This is a genomic window from Polynucleobacter sp. IMCC 29146, assembly GCF_021395195.1.
Classification (GTDB): Bacteria; Pseudomonadota; Gammaproteobacteria; order Burkholderiales; family Burkholderiaceae; genus Polynucleobacter.
The window spans coordinates 142,574-160,029 of sequence record NZ_JAJVCR010000004.1 but is presented as its reverse complement, the minus strand read 5'-3'; the positions used below and the strand labels follow the sequence as shown (position 1 = coordinate 160,029).

At 46.7% G+C, this 17,456-nt stretch carries 19 protein-coding genes and 1 tRNA gene; 11 read left to right on the top strand and 9 right to left on the bottom strand.

Going from position 1 to position 17,456, the window contains the following annotated elements:
• Window positions 1-24: 24 nt before the first annotated feature.
• Window positions 25-1,335 (bottom strand): homoserine dehydrogenase, encoded by a 1,311-nt coding sequence (locus LZT22_RS06475; RefSeq protein ID WP_233924381.1) that lies wholly within the window; start codon window positions 1,333-1,335, stop codon window positions 25-27.
• A gap of 11 nt (window positions 1,336-1,346) precedes the next feature.
• Window positions 1,347-2,603 carry a pyridoxal phosphate-dependent aminotransferase gene (locus tag LZT22_RS06470; protein WP_233924380.1) on the bottom strand — a complete coding sequence of 419 codons (1,257 nt, stop codon included), beginning with the start codon at window positions 2,601-2,603 and terminating at the stop codon, window positions 1,347-1,349.
• Between the two features lie 103 nt (window positions 2,604-2,706).
• On the opposite strand from LZT22_RS06470, the gene LZT22_RS06465 reads away from it, so the two are divergent.
• The 10 genes from LZT22_RS06465 to LZT22_RS06420 all read left to right on the top strand — a co-directional run bounded on the left by LZT22_RS06465 (window position 2,707) and on the right by LZT22_RS06420 (window position 12,761).
• On the top strand, window positions 2,707-3,084 hold the full coding sequence (locus LZT22_RS06465; RefSeq protein ID WP_233924247.1) for an Mth938-like domain-containing protein: 378 nt from the start codon (window positions 2,707-2,709) through the stop codon (window positions 3,082-3,084).
• Window positions 3,081-4,757 carry a glycosyltransferase family 39 protein gene (locus LZT22_RS06460; protein WP_233924246.1) on the top strand — a complete coding sequence of 559 codons (1,677 nt, stop codon included), beginning with the start codon at window positions 3,081-3,083 and terminating at the stop codon, window positions 4,755-4,757. Before LZT22_RS06465 ends, LZT22_RS06460 begins: the two co-directional genes overlap by 4 nt.
• 4 nt (window positions 4,758-4,761) lie before the next feature.
• A complete protein-coding gene (locus tag LZT22_RS06455; RefSeq protein WP_233924245.1) occupies window positions 4,762-5,955 on the top strand; it encodes a DegT/DnrJ/EryC1/StrS aminotransferase family protein in 1,194 nt (397 codons plus the stop codon).
• Between the two features lie 37 nt (window positions 5,956-5,992).
• Window positions 5,993-6,940 carry a glycosyltransferase gene (locus LZT22_RS06450; protein WP_370635195.1) on the top strand — a complete coding sequence of 316 codons (948 nt, stop codon included), beginning with the start codon at window positions 5,993-5,995 and terminating at the stop codon, window positions 6,938-6,940.
• Between the two features lie 9 nt (window positions 6,941-6,949).
• Window positions 6,950-7,813: a formyltransferase gene (locus LZT22_RS06445; RefSeq protein ID WP_233924243.1), complete on the top strand. Its 864-nt coding sequence runs from the start codon at window positions 6,950-6,952 to the stop codon at window positions 7,811-7,813.
• Between the two features lie 46 nt (window positions 7,814-7,859).
• Window positions 7,860-8,909 (top strand): bifunctional UDP-4-keto-pentose/UDP-xylose synthase, encoded by a 1,050-nt coding sequence (locus LZT22_RS06440; RefSeq protein WP_233924242.1) that lies wholly within the window; start codon window positions 7,860-7,862, stop codon window positions 8,907-8,909.
• A 16-nt stretch (window positions 8,910-8,925) separates the two neighbouring features.
• On the top strand, window positions 8,926-9,861 hold the full coding sequence (locus tag LZT22_RS06435) for a polysaccharide deacetylase family protein (RefSeq protein ID WP_233924241.1): 936 nt from the start codon (window positions 8,926-8,928) through the stop codon (window positions 9,859-9,861).
• A gap of 37 nt (window positions 9,862-9,898) precedes the next feature.
• On the top strand, window positions 9,899-10,366 hold the full coding sequence (locus tag LZT22_RS06430; protein WP_233924240.1) for a peroxiredoxin: 468 nt from the start codon (window positions 9,899-9,901) through the stop codon (window positions 10,364-10,366).
• 207 nt (window positions 10,367-10,573) lie between these two features.
• Window positions 10,574-12,247 (top strand): PhoH family protein, encoded by a 1,674-nt coding sequence (locus LZT22_RS06425; protein WP_233924239.1) that lies wholly within the window; start codon window positions 10,574-10,576, stop codon window positions 12,245-12,247.
• Window positions 12,228-12,761 carry a C40 family peptidase gene (locus LZT22_RS06420; protein ID WP_370634813.1) on the top strand — a complete coding sequence of 178 codons (534 nt, stop codon included), beginning with the start codon at window positions 12,228-12,230 and terminating at the stop codon, window positions 12,759-12,761. The genes LZT22_RS06425 and LZT22_RS06420 overlap by 20 nt, the downstream gene beginning before the upstream one ends.
• A gap of 9 nt (window positions 12,762-12,770) precedes the next feature.
• Here the strand turns inward: LZT22_RS06420 and dnaB are convergent, their stop codons facing one another.
• From dnaB to rpsF, 5 genes are read right to left on the bottom strand one after another with little or no spacing between them, the layout of a single operon-like run.
• Window positions 12,771-14,210 carry a replicative DNA helicase gene (dnaB, locus tag LZT22_RS06415; RefSeq protein ID WP_233924379.1) on the bottom strand — a complete coding sequence of 480 codons (1,440 nt, stop codon included), beginning with the start codon at window positions 14,208-14,210 and terminating at the stop codon, window positions 12,771-12,773.
• A 51-nt stretch (window positions 14,211-14,261) separates the two neighbouring features.
• The gene (rplI, locus tag LZT22_RS06410; protein ID WP_233924238.1) at window positions 14,262-14,714 is read right to left on the bottom strand and encodes a 50S ribosomal protein L9; all 453 of its coding nucleotides are present in this window, start codon (window positions 14,712-14,714) and stop codon (window positions 14,262-14,264) included.
• A gap of 13 nt (window positions 14,715-14,727) precedes the next feature.
• Entirely contained in the window at window positions 14,728-15,000 is a 273-nt protein-coding gene (gene rpsR / locus LZT22_RS06405; RefSeq protein ID WP_233924237.1) for a 30S ribosomal protein S18, read from the bottom strand.
• A 13-nt stretch (window positions 15,001-15,013) separates the two neighbouring features.
• Window positions 15,014-15,307 (bottom strand): primosomal replication protein N, encoded by a 294-nt coding sequence (gene priB / locus LZT22_RS06400; protein ID WP_233924236.1) that lies wholly within the window; start codon window positions 15,305-15,307, stop codon window positions 15,014-15,016.
• Between the two features lie 50 nt (window positions 15,308-15,357).
• A complete protein-coding gene (gene rpsF / locus LZT22_RS06395; protein ID WP_233924235.1) occupies window positions 15,358-15,741 on the bottom strand; it encodes a 30S ribosomal protein S6 in 384 nt (127 codons plus the stop codon).
• Between the two features lie 317 nt (window positions 15,742-16,058).
• Here rpsF and lexA point away from each other — a divergent pair, with 317 nt between their 5' ends.
• The gene (gene lexA, locus LZT22_RS06390) at window positions 16,059-16,763 is read left to right on the top strand and encodes a transcriptional repressor LexA (protein WP_233924234.1); all 705 of its coding nucleotides are present in this window, start codon (window positions 16,059-16,061) and stop codon (window positions 16,761-16,763) included.
• A 13-nt stretch (window positions 16,764-16,776) separates the two neighbouring features.
• On the opposite strand, the gene LZT22_RS06385 is transcribed toward lexA, so the two are convergent.
• Together LZT22_RS06385 and LZT22_RS06380 are read right to left on the bottom strand one after the other, a co-directional pair.
• Window positions 16,777-17,226, bottom strand: coding sequence for a hypothetical protein (locus LZT22_RS06385; RefSeq protein ID WP_233924233.1), 450 nt, complete (start codon window positions 17,224-17,226; stop codon window positions 16,777-16,779).
• Between the two features lie 120 nt (window positions 17,227-17,346).
• A tRNA-Cys gene (locus tag LZT22_RS06380) sits at window positions 17,347-17,420 on the bottom strand.
• Window positions 17,421-17,456 lie beyond the last annotated feature (36 nt).

The following is a 17,456-nucleotide window of genomic DNA, read 5'->3' as shown; positions in this document are numbered from 1 at the left end:
GTGCTTATCTATACGTAGCCGCACTTACGATAAGTTTTCAAGCCGCAGCTTAACAACGTCGGCCATAACAGTCGGCAAACATTGAATCTCTTGAATTGCTGCCAACATATTTTTTTCTTTAGTCGCATGAGTTAACATCACTAAATCAGTTTGTCTTTCACCTTCGAGCGCTTCTTTTTGGATGAGCGCGTCAATTGAAACATGATGTGAAGCCAAAATTTTCGTAATTTCTGCCAAGACCCCTGCCTGATCTGCCACACATAGGCGCAAGTAATAGCTACTCGTAATTTCGCTCATGGGCAAAATAGGTAAGTTTTGCATCGCCTCGGGTTGAAAAGCTAAATGGGGAACACGATTTTCCGGATCAGCTGTCATTAAGCGAGTTACATCAACTAAATCGGCAATAACGGCGGAAGCGGTTGGCTCAGAGCCGGCCCCTTTACCGTAATACAAAGTTGTGCCTACTGCATCGCCAAAAACTTGCACTGCATTCATCGCCCCCTCAACGTTGGCAATCAGGCGCTTGGCAGGAATTAAGGTGGGATGCACCCGCAGTTCAATGCCTGCAGGCGTACGCTTGGTAATGCCAAGTAATTTAATGCGATAACCCAGTTGCTCGGCATAGCGAATATCGATAGCTGACAATTGAGTAATACCTTCAATATGGGCCTGTTCAAATTGCATCGTAATACCAAATGCAATGGCACTCATAATGCTCACTTTATGCGCTGCGTCGATACCCTCGATATCAAAAGTAGGGTCGGCTTCAGCATACCCAAGGCGTTGCGCCTCCTTCAGGACGGTAGCAAAGTCTAAGCCCTTATCGCGCATTTCTGACAAAATGAAATTGGTCGTGCCATTAACAATTCCAGCGATCCATTCAATACGATTAGCCGATAAGCCTTCGCGTAATGCTTTGATAATAGGGATCCCGCCAGCAACTGCAGCTTCAAAGGCCACCATGACACCTTTTTCATGCGCTGCTGCAAAAATGGCATTTCCATGCACGGCAATTAAAGCTTTGTTTGCGGTAACGACATGCTTGCCAGCAGCAATGGCTTCCATCACTAAATCTTTGGCGATGCCATAACCACCAATAAGTTCGATCACGATATCAATTTCTGGATCGGCAATTACCGTGCGCGCGTCAGCAACCACTTGAGCCCGACCTTGCACCAATTCTTTAGCCCGAGAAACATTTAAATCGGCAACGGTATGAATGTGAATACCACGCCCCGCGCGCCGTTGTATTTCCTCTTGGTTGCGCTCAAGCACCGCAAACACGCCGCCGCCGACCGTACCAATTCCTAAAAGACCGACCTGAATCGGTTTCAAGCCATTTTTTTTCATGATGATTTAGCAGTCGTTAACGCTTTGTTGGTGCCGTGTTTTAGTCGATACCGCTCCAGAAACTGGGCTAAGCGGCCAATCGCTTCACGTAAAACATCCTCATGCGGTAAAAAGACGACGCGGAAATGGTCAGGCTTGACCCAATTAAATCCAGTACCTTGCACTAATAACACTTTTTCTTCCCGCAAAAAATCAGTAATCCATTTTTGATCGTCGGTAATGGGGTATACCTCGGGATCTAATTTTGGAAAAAGATATAAAGCAGATTTAGGCTTGACACAAGTCACGCCGGGAATAGCGGTAATTAAGTTCCAGGCTAGTTCACGCTGGCGAGCTAAACGTCCGCCACTGGCTACCAAGTCATTAATGCTTTGATAGCCACCCAATGCGGTTTGAATTGCATATTGACCTGGTACGTTTGCACATAAACGCATCGAAGACAACATATTTAAACCTTCAATGTAATCTAAAACGTGGCTTTTATCGCCGGAAACCACCATCCAGCCAGCCCGATACCCACAAGAGCGATAGTTTTTCGATAAGCCATTAAAAGTAATGGTAACGACATCGGTCGATAAAGCCCCTAAGGAAATATGTTCAGCCTGGTCATAAACCATCTTGTCGTAAATTTCATCGGCAAATAAAATGAGGCCGTGTTCACGGGCAATCGCTATTAAACTCAAGAGCACTTCTGAGGAATAAATAGCACCAGTCGGATTGTTGGGATTGATTACTACAATTGCTTTAGTGTGTGGTGTAATTTTGCTGCGTAAGTCGTTTAGATCGGGCGCCCAGCCATTGGCTTCATCACATAAATAATGAATTGGGTTACCACCCGATAAACTTACTGCCGCTGTCCAAAGGGGATAGTCTGGGGCAGGCACCAACACTTCGTCACCATCATTTAACAAGGCATTCATAGCCAAAACAATCAATTCAGATACGCCGTTACCGGTATAAATATCATCTAAAGTGACACCTTGGATATTTTTTTGTTGACAGTAATGCATGATCGCTTTACGCGCAGAAAAAATGCCCTTTGAATCGGAGTAAGCGGATGCATTACCCAAATTACGAATCATGTCGAGTTGAATTTCTTCGGGAGGATCAAAGCCAAATACCCCCACATTCCCGATATTCAGTTTGATAATTTTCTGGCCCTCTTCTTCCATTTGCTGGGCAAGGTCGAGCACAGGGCCACGAATGTCGTAGCACACGTTATTGAGTTTTGCGGATTTGAGGACGGTTTTCACAATCGGTCTACTGGTCATCTATTGGCCATCTAATGCCCATTCTTAAGGAATAGGTATATAGAGAGGCTGGCTATAATTCACTCAATTATGACAGAGCGCGCACGTGAAGCTTCATTCTGACGACCATTCCGGCCTAAATACGATTTCGGGCTATGGTACTGACTATATTCAGATCAACCAGAAAACCTATCAGCATGCCGTCTTAGTCAGCCCCTCGGGCGCAATAGTGGCTTGGCCGGTAGCAAACTTTGCAGCGCTGACCGAAGCCGATTTTTTGCAAATTTGTGCGCGCCAGCCCGAATTATTTATTTTGGGCACAGGGGCTCGTCAGCATTTTCCTCGGCCAGAACTACTAAAACCCCTTATTCAAGCACGCATGGGTTTTGAAATCATGAATTCACAGGCAGCCTGCCGCACTTACAATATTTTGATGGGCGAAGGTCGGCAAGTATTGGCTGCTATTCTGCTTGATACCGTATGAATAAGCCCCCTGTCAAACTTGGCCTAGCGTTTGCTGTGCTAGTGGTCTATACGATCATTTGGTTCGGCACTTTGAACTATCGTCACCTAATTCCTTCTGACGAAGGTCGCTATGCTGAAATGGCGCGCGAGATGCTTGCTAGTGGCGATTGGATTACGCCGCGCTATCACGACTATCTCTATTTTGAAAAACCCCCTTTACATATTTGGGCAACCGCTGTCATCTTTCAGGTTTTTGGTATTGGGGAATGGCAAGCCCGCTTATGGTCTGGCTTGTTGGGTTATCTCACGATTCTGCTGGTCGGCTTTACAGCTTGGCGCTTGTATAGCCCGCGTGCAGGACTATTGGCAGCAGTGGCCTTGGGTTCTGCCCCGATGTGGGTGGTGGGTGGACACTTTAATTCACTCGATACCGGTTTATCGGCCTGCTTAGCAGCCGCGCTATGCACTTTTTTGCTAGCGCAAGCGAGCCCTGAAACGCGTACCCGCAGCCGCTGGATGCTCGGGTGCTGGGCAGCCATGGCCTGCGCAACCCTCAGCAAAGGCTTAATTGGCATTGCGTTGCCTGCCATGGTTTTTGTGGTGTATTCAACGGCGACTTGGAATTGGCAAATTTGGAAATCATTATCTTTACTCAAAGGCTTATTACTATTGCTTGCCATCACGGCCCCGTGGTTTATTTTAGTGTCACTACGCAATCCTGAGTTTGCCCAATTCTTTTTTATCAATGAACACTTTCAGCGCTTTACCCAAGAAGAACATAGTCGTCCAGGTCCAATCTATTTTTTTCTGCCCTTTCTGTTATTGGGATTTCTGCCGTGGCTACCGCAAGTCGGCAGTGCAATGTGGCAAGCATGGCAACAGTTCCGCACTCAGCGCCGGATCCAGTTTTCTAGTCTTGGCTTATTAAGCTGCTGGGTTCTCGTCATTCTCGGTTTCTTTAGCGTTTCACAATCAAAATTACCGGGCTACATCATGCCCACCTTTCCGGCCCTAGCCTTGCTGGCTGGCTATGCCATTGATCGCAGTTTGGGCGAGCGTACTCACTTATCTACTTACTGGAAGGTACAAGCGCTATTTTTTGTCGTGCTAGGTTGTGTTGGCTTTGCTTTTTTACCGCTAATTGGCTTTGAAGCCAAGCCGGATGAATTATTGGCCTATGCCAGTTATACACAGTGGGTTATCACTGCATTGCTTATGCTTATTCTATTTAGCCTTGCTGCAGCACTATTGGCTAAACGCAATGCGTTAGCCAGTATTTATTGTTACGCGCTCGGATTCTTTTTCACCTGCACCATTGCCGGCACCGGTCATGAAGCTCTGGGACGTGCCGTTTCTGGAGTTGATTTAGCCGCCCAAGTAAAAGCCCAAATTCCTCGTGATGCCACCATTTATTCCGTGCGGATTTTAGATCACACCTTCCCTTTTTATCTTGGTAGAACCATGGTGATGGTCGAGTTTCCAGACGAACTTGAATTTGGCGTTAAACAGGAACCAAAGCGCTGGGTGCCTACCCTTGATGAGTTTATCGAGCGCTGGCAAAATGAGCCCACTGCCTATGCGCTGATGGTGCCAGAGCAATATCTGGCCTTACAAAAATTAGGCTTACCGATGCAGGAAATAGGTCGCGATTCTCGGCGAGTGGTAGTGGCTCACCCAAGTTTGCGAAAATAGCACCATGAACGAAAAAACCGCTGCAAGCCAGATTTCGCCACCAGACTTTATTCCTTTTACTCGGCCAAGCTTTGATGAGGCCACGATTGCTGCGGTGGCAGCAGTAATGCAATCGGGCTGGGTTACTTCGGGCCCGAAAGTCGCCGAATTTGAGGCAGAGTTAAGCCGTTATTTTGGAGACCGCCCAGTGCGTTGCTTTGCCAATGGCACAGCAACAATGAAAATTGCCTTGCAAATAGCAGGTATTGGCGTAGGCGATGAAGTGATCACCACACCGCTATCTTGGGTTGCCACTGCCAATGTGATTTTATCGGTTGGCGCTAAGCCTATTTTTGTCGATGTCGACCCGCGCACTCGCAACCTCGATCTCTCACAAATTGTTGCGGCCATTACCCCGCAAACCCGCGCCATCATGCCAGTGTATTTAGCGGGCTTACCCGTTGATATGGACGAGTTATACGCCATTGCCAAATCCCATCACCTGCGAGTGATTGAAGATGCTGCACAAGCATTTGGCTCACATTGGCGCGGCAAACGCATTGGCAGCATAGGTGACTTAGTCAGCTTTAGTTTTCAAGCAAATAAAAATCTGACTACCGTTGAAGGAGGCTGCCTCGTTCTCAATAACTCCAATGAAACTGCCCTAGCTGAAAAACTGCGTTTGCAAGGCCTTACTCGGCATGGCCCAGATGGGATGGATGTCGATGTCTTAGGGGGTAAAGATAACCTTACCGATATCAATGCCGTTATTGGTTTACATCAGCTTAAAAATCTGCCCACTTTTCAAGCGCGACGTGTCGCCATTGCAAAACAGTATTTTGAGTTATTAAAGGCCGGATTAAATACAAGTGCACTTAAGGGCTTTGCCCTACAACTACCTCCCGAAAACTTTAGTGATAGTAATTGGCATTTGTTTCAAGTGCTGTTACCTTTGCAGCAATTAAAAGTAGAGCGGTCGCAAATCATGACCGAATTAAAAGCACTGGGTATTGGCACAGGCGTGCACTATCCCATCATTACCAATTTCTCGCTCTATCGAAAATTAGGTTACCTTGCAGAAACGACGCCAGTAGCCGAAGTCATTGGCCGCTCAATTTTGACCTTGCCCTTATTTCCTGCCATGAGCGATGCTGATGTCAAACGCGTTTGCAGCTCTTTAATCGGGGTTTTTCAGCGCCATTATCAAGCCAGCGCATAATTACGCTATGACGGCCTCAACGCAACTCAATTCGCTCATCAATGTACCGCAATTAAGCATTATTGTGCCGGTATACAACGAAGAAGCTGGCTTACCCGCGCTCTTTAGTCGCCTCTATCCTGCACTGGATACGCTGGCTCAAAAACGTCAGCTACAGTACGAAATTATTTTTATTAATGATGGTAGTCGCGATCGTTCTGCAGCCATGTTGGGTCAGCAATTTGAAGCACGCCCAGATACCACACGCGTCGTGTTATTTCAAAATAATTTTGGCCAGCATATGGCGATCATGGCTGGCTTTGAATACGCTCGCGGTGAATACATTATCACTTTAGATGCGGATTTACAAAATCCCCCCGAAGAAATCGATGCGCTAGTCCAAGAATTAGTTGCAGGGCACGATTACGTGGGGACGATTCGCACTAATCGTAAAGATACCTTATTTCGTAAAAGTGCCTCGCGGCTGATGAATCACTTACGCGAAAAAATTACCCATATCACCATGACCGATCAAGGCTGTATGTTACGCGGCTACCGGCGGCGCATTATTGATTTAGTAGGAAAATGCAATGAAAGCAATACTTTCATTCCAGCTCTGGCTTATACCTTTGCTACCAATCCTACCGAAATTACTGTGCAACATGAAGAACGGTTTGCTGGAGAGTCGAAATATAGCGTTTACCAGTTGATTCGTCTTAATTTTGATTTAGTCACTGGATTTTCGGTGGTGCCCTTGCAAATTTTTTCCATTCTTGGCATGTTATTGGCCTTGGCAGCAGGCAGTTTATTTGCCACCCTCTTAATTCGGCGCTTTATTATTGGCGCTGAGGTCGAGGGTGTGTTTACCCTTTTTGCACTAACCTTTTTCCTCATTGGAGTCATGTTATTTGGGCTGGGTTTATTGGGCGAATACATTGGGCGCATCTATCAACAAATTCGCCAACGGCCTCGCTACGTAGTGCAGGCCGTACTCGAAAAACCTTAAGTTATTTTTATGCGCGCAGTTGTTTTTGCCTATCATGATGTTGGCGTGAATTGCTTGCAAGCGCTTCTCGACGCAGGTATAAAAGTTGATTTAGTCATCACCCATACCGATGACCCCAATGAAAATATTTGGTTTGCGAGTGTAGTAGAGCTCTGTAAGCAAAAAAATATTCCTTATGTACAGCCTCTGGCTAATGAATTAAATGCTCTTTTACCCCACTTACAAACCCTTCAACCAGACTATATTTTTTCGTTTTATTACCGCTACTTAATTCCTGCCACCCTTTTAGCCTGTGCCCGCATTACTGCCCTCAATATGCATGGCTCTCTACTGCCTAAATATCGGGGGCGTGCCCCAGTTAATTGGGCTATTTTGCACGGTGAAACTGAAACGGGCGCCACCTTGCATGTCATGGAAGCAAAACCAGATGCTGGCGATATTGTTGGTCAAGAAGCGGTTGCCATTGGCCCAAATGACACCGCCACAACTGTCTTCGCAAAAGTTAGCGCGGCCGCGGTTCACGTACTCCAAATTGCTCTGCCGCAGCTGTTGCTCGGGCAAATCAAACGCTTACCCAATCACCTCAAACAAGGTAGTTACTTTGGTGGTCGCAAACCTGCTGACGGCAAAGTTGATTGGTCGCAAACTGCGCAATCGATTCATAATTTGATTCGTGCGGTTGCGCCCCCCTATCCAGGGGCGTTTACCACTTGGCAAGGACGGCAAATGGTCATAGCAAGCTCGATTTTATTGGCCTTACCACCCCCACAAATTGAGCTTAGTGAGCTGGGTGTGCAGATGGTTGATAATCAGGTGTTTGGCATTTGCGGTGATCGACAGGTCATTCAGATCCTGCACTGGTATCCCGCTTAGTGCTTAGCGTGCATTTGTATTCAATTTTTTAGACGAGGCAGCACCGATGAAAAAAATCCTCATTCTTGGGGTTAATGGTTTTATTGGCCACCATCTTTCCAAGCGTATCCTTGCGACCACCGATTGGGAAGTGTATGGCATGGACATGCAAAATGATCGTCTAAGCGATTTGCTGAGTAATCCGCGCATGCATTTTTTTGAAGGTGATATCACAATTAATCGTGAATGGGTTGAGTATCACATTCGTAAATGTGATGTCATCTTGCCCTTAGTCGCCATTGCTACGCCAGCCACTTATGTGCAGCAGCCGCTTCGTGTATTTGAACTCGACTTCGAAGCAAATTTACCCATTGTGCGTTCAGCGCTTAAGTACAAAAAACATTTGGTCTTCCCCTCAACCTCTGAAGTTTATGGCATGTGCAGTGATGCCGAGTTTGACTCAGCTACTTCAAATCTAGTTTACGGACCCATTCATAAACAACGCTGGATTTACGCCTGCTCTAAACAATTAATGGATCGGGTGATTTGGGGTTACGGCATGGAAGGGTTGCGCTTTACCTTATTCCGTCCATTCAACTGGATTGGTCCAGGCCTGGATAGTATTTATACGCCTAAAGAAGGTTCGTCACGCGTTGTCACCCAGTTTTTAGGGCACATTGTGCGGGGTGAGCCAATTAATTTAGTCGACGGTGGCGAGCAAAAACGGGCGTTTACTTATATAGATGATGGCATCGATGCGTTGATGAAAATCCTCGCCAATACTAATGACATTGCGAATGGCAAGATATTTAATATTGGCAATCCTAAAAATAATCATTCTGTACGCGAGTTAGCCACCATGATGCTCGAAATTGCTTGCAGTATTCCCGAGTATGCAAAAACTGCGCAACAAGTCCAGATTATTGAAACGACCTCTGCCGCCTATTATGGTGAAGGTTATCAAGATGTGCAAAATCGCGTTCCGGCGATTGATAACACCAGGACCGAGTTACATTGGCAGCCAAGTACGACCATGCATGATGCCTTGAAACATATTTTTGAAGCCTATCGGCATGATGTTCCTAAGGCGCGGAACTTAGTCGATCAAGACAATTAAGTTGACCACTTAGCCCATGGCAAAAATCGCCCTCAAGGTGGACGTGGATACACTACGCGGCACGCGCGAAGGGGTGCCTAATTTAGCCCGCGTTCTGGAGCATTTACACCTGCACGCTACATTTCTGTTTAGTCTGGGGCCCGACCATACTGGTTGGGCGCTCAAGCGCGTTTTTCGACCTGGTTTTTTAAAAAAAGTAGGGCGAACTTCTGTCGTTGAGCATTACGGTATTCGCACCTTACTTTATGGGGTCTTATTGCCAGGTCCCGATATTGGTCAATTGGCTCGCGAGGAGATGCAAGCGATTCATCGTGCGGGTCATGAAACCGGGATTCATGCTTGGGATCATGTCGCTTGGCACGATGGGGTTCGTAACCGCAATGCTAAATGGACCCTCAAACACATGCAGCTCGCCTACGATCGCTTTCAAGAAATTTTTCGTCGTCCGCCAAGTACTGCTGGCGCGGCTGGTTGGCAAATGAATGAGGTAGCGCTTCAGCAACTAGATAGCTGGGGTTTAAAATATGCCTCAGACGGTCGTGCACCCCTAAATTTAGCGCCTTATCGCCTGCTCTTCCCCGCAGAAAAAAAAGGTGCCCCACCCAGCAAAAGTCAATGCATTCAATACCCCACTACCTTGCCAACCCTAGATGAACTGATTGGTGTTGCAGGTATGGATGCTTTTGCTGCCGTTCGACATCTACTAAGTCTGACCCAAAGCAACCCCAATGATCAAGTCTTTACCCTTCATGCAGAACTAGAGGGGCAGAAGCTCTTGCCGGCTTTTGTAGAATTAATCGAGGGTTGGTTGTTACAAGGTCACCATTTAGTCACCTTGGGCGAATTACACCAATCTTGGGTGGCTACGCAGCAACTCGATAAAATTATGGCTTGTCCCTTAAGTTGGGGTACCGTCCCCAATCGCAGTGGTGAATTAATGGTCTTACCGTAAGTTATTTTGAAATACTTTTTAACCCTAAAGGATTGATATGAGCATTGCTATTGGCCAACGTTTACCGAATTGCACTATTCCTGCAACCTCGCAACGCATATTTTCTCCCGCAGCATATGCGGGTCGTAAACTGGTTTTATATTTTTATCCTAAAGATTCAACCCCAGGATGCACGGTTGAGGCTGGCGAGTTTCGTGACGCCATTGATGCCTTTTCTAAAGCCAACACCTTAGTTGTCGGGGTCTCACGCGATAACCTGAAATCACATGATCATTTTCGGCAAAAACTGGATTTGCCATTTGAATTGGTGGCCGATACCGAAGAAAAACTCTGCGCCCTTTTTGGGGTAATCAAAATGAAAAATATGTACGGCAAGCAAGTCCGCGGAGTTGAGCGAAGTACCTTTTTATTTGACTCGACTGGTAAGCTCTGTAAAGAATGGCGCGGCCTCAAAGTACCTGGGCACGCAGCCGAGGTTTTACAAGCGGCAGAAGCCCTTCAATAAAAAAGCAACAATTAACCCTTGCATTGCATTTAATTTGAGGTAAAGTAAAGGCATATGCACCAAAAACGATGGTATGGTTTGATCATCAGCCTTGGCAATACAAAGCCAAGTAAGCGCAACCTCCCCCACAGTTTGGCTAATTTTTATCATTTTTTTGTCAACCGCCACCGCGCTTTGCCTGGCGGTTTTTTCTTTTAGGAGCCCTGCATGCCTTTGCCCCCACTGCCGAAGCAAATTGCCGATCAAGTGAAATTGAACCGTAAAGAAGCTCCGGATTTAAAACAAAGGCTAGTGCCCCTTGTCAGCAATGCGGTGGATACCCTCTTAGATGCCCAAGTTGATCTTGAAGCCCTAAGCTCAGCAGATTGGGCAAATAGTGCTCAAGTTGATTTATCCGCCGCAGAATTAGCCCTTGAAAAAATTAAAGGTGATCATCGGCTGAAGCAAACTGAAAATAAAAATTCAAAACGCATTATCCGTAGCGGGCCACCAACTTTATTTGTGCTGGATACCAATGTTTTAATGCATGACCCTGCATCGCTCTTCCGTTTTGATGAGCACGACTTATATTTACCAATGACGACTTTAGAAGAGCTCGATAACCATAAAAAGGGGATGAGCGAAGTTGCGCGTAATGCCCGCATGGTCAGTCGTTCGCTCGATCAACTCATCGCGGGGACTACTGGCACTCTTGAGGAGGGCATCCCGCTGAACAAGTTGGGACACTCGGATGTTTCAGGCCGGCTGTTTTTTCAAACCCAATTATTTACCCATGTACTGCCTGAGGGGCTGCCCGAAGGTAAGGGAGATAATTTAATTCTCGGGGTAGTACGTGAGCTCAAGCAAACGAAACCCGAACAAGAGGTGGTCTTGGTATCGAAAGATATCAATATGCGGATTAAGGCACGGGCACTAGGCTTGCCTGCAGAAGACTACTTTAATGATCAAGTCTTAGAAGACCGTGACTTAATGTATACGGGGGTAATGCATTTACCAACCGATTTTTGGCCTAAGCATGGCAAAGCGATGGAAAGTTGGTCAGATGTCAAATCAGGCTCGATGTTTTACCGAGTCACAGGTCCATTAGTATCTAGTATGCTAGTTAACCAATTTGTCTATCAAGAAAATCCCGATGGCTCGACGCCGTTTTATGCGCAAGTAAGAGAAATTAATGGCAGGACAGCGCTCCTACAAACGCTGCGCGATTTCTCCCATCAAAAAAATAATGTTTGGAGCGTAACCGCACGCAATCGCGAGCAAAATTTTGCGATGAACTTGCTGATGAATCCCGATGTTGATTTTGTTACCCTACTCGGCCAAGCGGGCACCGGCAAAACCCTTCTTGCTTTAGCGGCTGGCCTTGAGCAAGTGCTAGATAGCAAACGCTATAACGAAATTATCATTACTCGCGCGACCGTACCAGTCGGCGAAGATATTGGCTTCCTGCCTGGCACCGAAGAAGAAAAAATGCAGCCTTGGATGGGTGCCTTTGATGATAATCTTGAAGTCTTGCATCGCAATGAAGATAACTCTGGTGAATGGGGTCGCGCTGCAACCCAAGAACTCATTCGTTCGCGTATTAAGGTCAAGAGTATGAACTTTATGCGCGGCCGCACCTTTGTCAGTAAGTTTGTGATTATTGATGAGGCGCAAAACTTAACGCCAAAGCAAATGAAAACCTTGGTTACCAGAGCTGGTCCTGGTACGAAAATTATTTGCTTAGGCAATATCGCCCAAATCGATACCCCCTATTTAACTGAAGGCTCATCTGGTCTAACCTATGTCGTTGACCGCTTCAAAGGTTGGCGTCATAGCGGTCACGTGACTCTCGCCCGTGGCGAGCGCTCACGCCTTGCCGATCATGCTGCAGAAGCCTTATAACTATCGCTTTAGTCTGCTTATTGGTCTTGCTGTTTTTGGTCTCACGGCGTGCGGCATGTTTGGCGGACGTTCAACTCAAGTCTCGCCATTTTCTTCGCCACGAGTAAGCCAGTTTAAGGAAGATACCAGCGTTGGCGCTGAAGATATATCCATTGCTGCTGTTGGTTTAGTTGATGTGCCATATCGTTTTGGAGGCAACACTCCAAATGGCGGTTTCGACTGTAGCGGCTTAATTGTTTATGTTTATAACAAAGCGGTTTCAATAAGACTGCCGCGAACGATTGAAGAAATGAGTAGAAAAGGAAGTGGCATTGGTCAACAAGCGCCAGCGCCAGGCGATTTGATCTTTTTTAATACCACTGGAGAAAAGTATTCGCATGCAGGAATTTATGTGGGTCAAGGTCGCTTTGTGCATGCGCCTAGCGCCGGTGGCACGGTTCGTTTAGACCGCATTGACACGCCCTATTGGGCCGCACGCTTTACTGAAGCAAGGCGCATCGTACCTAACAACTAAGTGGCGCAATTAAAAGGGTTCGTACCCACTAAAGCTACTACCAGAACCATTGGAGCCATTACTCGATGAAAAGCCGGCAGCCCCGAGCGCCAAATTATCAAATTTAGTGTATGGGCCTTGCCAGCTGAGGCGAATCGTTCCAATCGGTCCATTACGCTGCTTGCCAATAATAATTTCCGCCACGCCTTTATCGGTAGTGGTATCGGGGTGATAAACCTCATCACGATAGATAAACATAATTAAATCGGCATCTTGTTCAATTGCACCCGACTCACGTAAATCAGACATGATGGGGCGCTTATTGGGGCGCTGCTCTAAACCACGATTTAATTGTGACAATGCCAGCACGGGGCATTGCAATTCCTTAGCAAGTGACTTTAAAGAACGAGAAATTTCTGAAATCTCAGTGGCGCGATTTTCAGAACTAGACCCGCCACTACCGCTCATTAATTGTAAATAATCAACAATCACCAATCCTAGTGTGCCGCCAAATTTTCGCGCAATACGGCGTGCTCGCGCGCGTAACTCGAGACTTGATAAAGCACCAGACTCATCAATTAAAATTTGGGTATTACTTAAGCGGGCAATCGCATCCGTAACTCGCGGCCATTCATCATCTTGTAACTTCCCGGTACGCATGCGTGATTGATCAACGCGCCCTACTGAGCCCAAAAGGCGTGAAGCTAATTGTGTTCCTGACATTTCCATCGAAAACACTACTACCGGTAAGCCCTCAACTAAAGCGACATTTTCAGCGATATTTAGTGCTAACGCGGTTTTACCCATCGAAGGTCTGCCAGCCACAATGACTAAATCCCCTTTTTGCAAGCCACTTGTTTGTTTATCTAAATCAATAAACCCAGTGGCAATACCCGTAATATCGCTGCCGCCCTGACGGTTATATAGCTCGTCAATGCGTGACACTACCTCTTGCAAGAGCGGCTCAATTTCTAGGTAATCGCCTTTGCGGCTACCCTCTTCCCCAATTTGCAAGATGCGTGATTCAGCTTCATCTAATAAAGTGCGAACGGAACGACCTTCAGGTACAAATGCAGAATTCACGATGCTGTCTGAAACCGCAATCAGTCGGCGCAAAATACTGCGGTCACGCACAATTTCAGCATAGCCTTTGATATTGGCTGCACTGGGCGTATTTTGCGCTAAGGAGTTCAGGTAGTCGATACCCACTAATTCACCCCCCTGCTCTGTCTTCATGGCCTCGTGCACGGTAATCACGTCAGCAGGGTGGTTATCGCCAATTAAGTTTTGTACTACGCGAAAAATTAAGGTGTGTTCAGGGCGATAAAAATCGACCTCGGTGAGAATGCCACCCAGCCTATCCCAAGCAGAATTATCGAGAAGTAAGCCCCCCAGCAGAGACTGTTCAGCCTCTACCGAATGGGGGGGTACTTTTAAGGCCTGTAGTACCGCATCCCCTGACCCCGCCATGCTAGGATTAAGCGTAATAGAACGGGAACGGGATTCAGCCATAAGGCTATATTAAGCCTGTTCGCCAACCACGCGAATCACGATGTTAGAAATCACATCGGTATGTACCGCCACCGCAACAGGATGATCGCCCACAATTTTTAAAGGGCCAGTGGGCATACGCACAAATGATTTTTCAATCTCAAAACCCTTGGCTTTTAAGCCATCGGCAATATCATGGTTGGTGACTGAACCAAACAAACGGCCATCGACTCCTGCCTTTTGACTGATTTCCAGCACTAAGCCATCGAGTTTTTGGCCAACTGTTTGCGCTGCAGCCAGTTTTTCTGCGGCCAGTTTTTCAAGTTCGGCACGACGCGTAGCAAAATCTGCAATCGCTGATTCAGTAGCACGACGCGCTTTACGTTGGGGTATCAAGAAATTACGTGCATAGCCATCTTTGACGCGCACGACATCACCGAGGTTGCCTAAATTAGTGACTTTTTCTAAGAGAATGATTTGCATTAAGGGCTCCCAATTATTTCTTGTGTTGATCTGAATATGGCAACAAAGCCAGGAAACGGGCGCGCTTAATCGCCGTATCTAACTGACGCTGAAATTTTGCTTTTGTACCAGTTAAACGAGCGGGCGTAATTTTTGCATTCTCACCAATAAAATCTTTGAGGGTATCGATATCTTTGTAATCGATTTGCTCAACACCGCCGACCGTAAAGCGACAATAACGCTTCCGCTTAAACAATGGGTTTTGCGCGGGTTTCTTTTTGAAATCGGGTTTCTTTCCAAACGCCATGATGAATTCCTCTTTAATCTTTCAATTGAATATGGGTAATATGAAATACAAGACGCTGATTACGTAAGGTTTTGGGGGCTAAAAATCCTGCAAACTCTGCCATACTTCCTAGGTTCATTTGCTCTAAACCCCGCTGTACAGGGCCAATCGCAATTGCCTCAACACGCATCTGAATTTTCCTTGGCATGGCTACTTCGCTAACCTCGCCAACATACTCAAGTTGGCAATGCATCACGGGTAGACCTGCTGGGGTAAATCGAATCGCGTCTTTGGATACCAGGGAAGCAGTTAGGGTGAAATGATTCAACGCCGTTCCGCCACTTGCTTACGCTCTATCGCCTCCGTATTTCTCTTAAATTAACTAGCTGATTCCGTCGCAACTGGTGCGTCGGCTTGCGCTTGCTTGCGTGCGTCTTCACGTTGCACTTCCTTCATCATGACGGAAGGCTCAACTTCAGCCTTGCTTGCCTTGATGATTAGGTGACGCAAAACCGCATCGTTAAATTTGAAGGCATGTTCGAGCTCTTCCAGCGTTTTCTGGTCACACTCAATATTCATGCAAACATAATGGGCTTTAGCAAGCTTATCGATCATGTAAGCCATCTGCCGACGACCCCAATCTTCAATGCGATGAACTTTTCCGCCTGCAGCAGCTAACACCGCTTTGTAGCGCTCAATCATCGCGGGCACTTGCTCGCTTTGGTCCGGGTGGACGATAAAGACTATTTCATAATGACGCATCTAACACTCCTTCTGGATAAAGTCATCTGGGCGTCTTGCTAACTTCTGATGGTTTTGAAGTCGGCAGCCAGTATGACAAGGGTGGAAACAAATTGTAGAAAAACTGCAACTCCGATTTATCTAAATTCAGATAAGAGGGCTATTCTAGCAAAAAAGACTGCTCAAGACTCAAATTCAGCGCCCTCGAGGCCTAAAAAGACGCTTAGGCAGGCATGGGAGCATTTTTTTGGGGGTTTAATGATAAATTTTCGTGGTTTTAAGGGCATTCAGTCGATAAAAGTTCTTGAAGTATCAAAACTACTGTATACAATATCAGTATGGACATAAATACAGTCGAATTTCTCAATTTACCCAAATTAACCCCCCGCCAGGGAGAGATTTTAGCCCTTATCTCTCAATCTATTGAAGAAAGTGGTTTGCCGCCTACCCGCGCTGAAATCGCTACTCGACTGGGCTTTGCTTCGGCCAATGCCGCTGAGGAGCACCTGCGTGCCCTCGCCCGCAAAGGGTATGTTGAGTTAAGTCCTGGTACCTCTCGTGGAATTCGGATTCCCCCCCAACATACGCAAAGGCGCGCGCAACATGCTTACCAAATGGCACTGCCCTCAGTGGCCTTACAGCAATTAACCCTACCCCTCATTGGTCGAGTAGCTGCTGGCTCGCCCATTATGGCAATTGAACATATTGAAAAACAAGTGCCAATTGACCCCAGCTTATTTAGTAAAGGTGCTGATTATTTATTAAAAGTAAAAGGGATGAGCATGCGCGATGCAGGCATTTTCGATGGCGATTATTTGGCCGTGAAAAAAACCAGTGAAGTGCGCAACGGGGATATCGTAGTAGCTCGGCTAGATGATGAAGTTACCGTAAAACGTTGGCACCAAAAAAGGACGGCGCAGGGCTTGGTAATTGAATTACAGGCAGAGAATCCCGACTTTAAAAACATCTTAGTCGATGCGCGCCAGCCTAACTTTGCCGTTGAAGGTCAGGCGGTTGGCTTAATTCGCTCGCAGGGTTTATAAGCCGAAGTTAGTCTTACTTTTTTGTCGGCGCAACCACATTGGCGTTTTTTGGCGATGAAGTGAGGATGATCTGTGATTTTGGTCCCACCATCGAACCATCAGCAACTTCAACCAGCACAGTGCGGTCACCCTTGGTAAAAACCAAAATACTCCATTTCGCCTTAACGGCGCTAATCGTAGTCCATCCTGCTTTAGGAAACTCAGACTGAAAAAATGCATAAATATCAGTTGGGGTTTGCAAACCGCTCAATACCACGCGCCCCACCCAGGCATCGCCTCTGCCAATAATTAAAGACTCGGCACCAATGATGCGCGCGCCAGTGGGTAAGGGTAAACCGCCCAATAATTCAGCTTGAGTTTGGTTAATTTCATCGGGCGTACCAGTGGCGATATCACCCGAACCCGAGCTTGCGCAGGCAATGAGGAAGCAGGGGAACAAACAACTAAATAAGATTTTGCGCATCACCGTGTCTTTCAGCGATATAGAAAAAGAACTATTCCCATTTTAGGGTGCATTCGAATTTCGTCAAGCAGTGGCATTGAGGCCTCAACTACAGGATAAAGGGGGCTAAATGAAGATAAGTGGAGGTGCGTGAGGGAATCGAACCCCCGTAAGAAGCTTTGCAGGCTCCGGCCTAACCACTCGGCCAACGCACCAAATTCTCGAAGCGAAAATGGGAAGCTTTTTAGGGC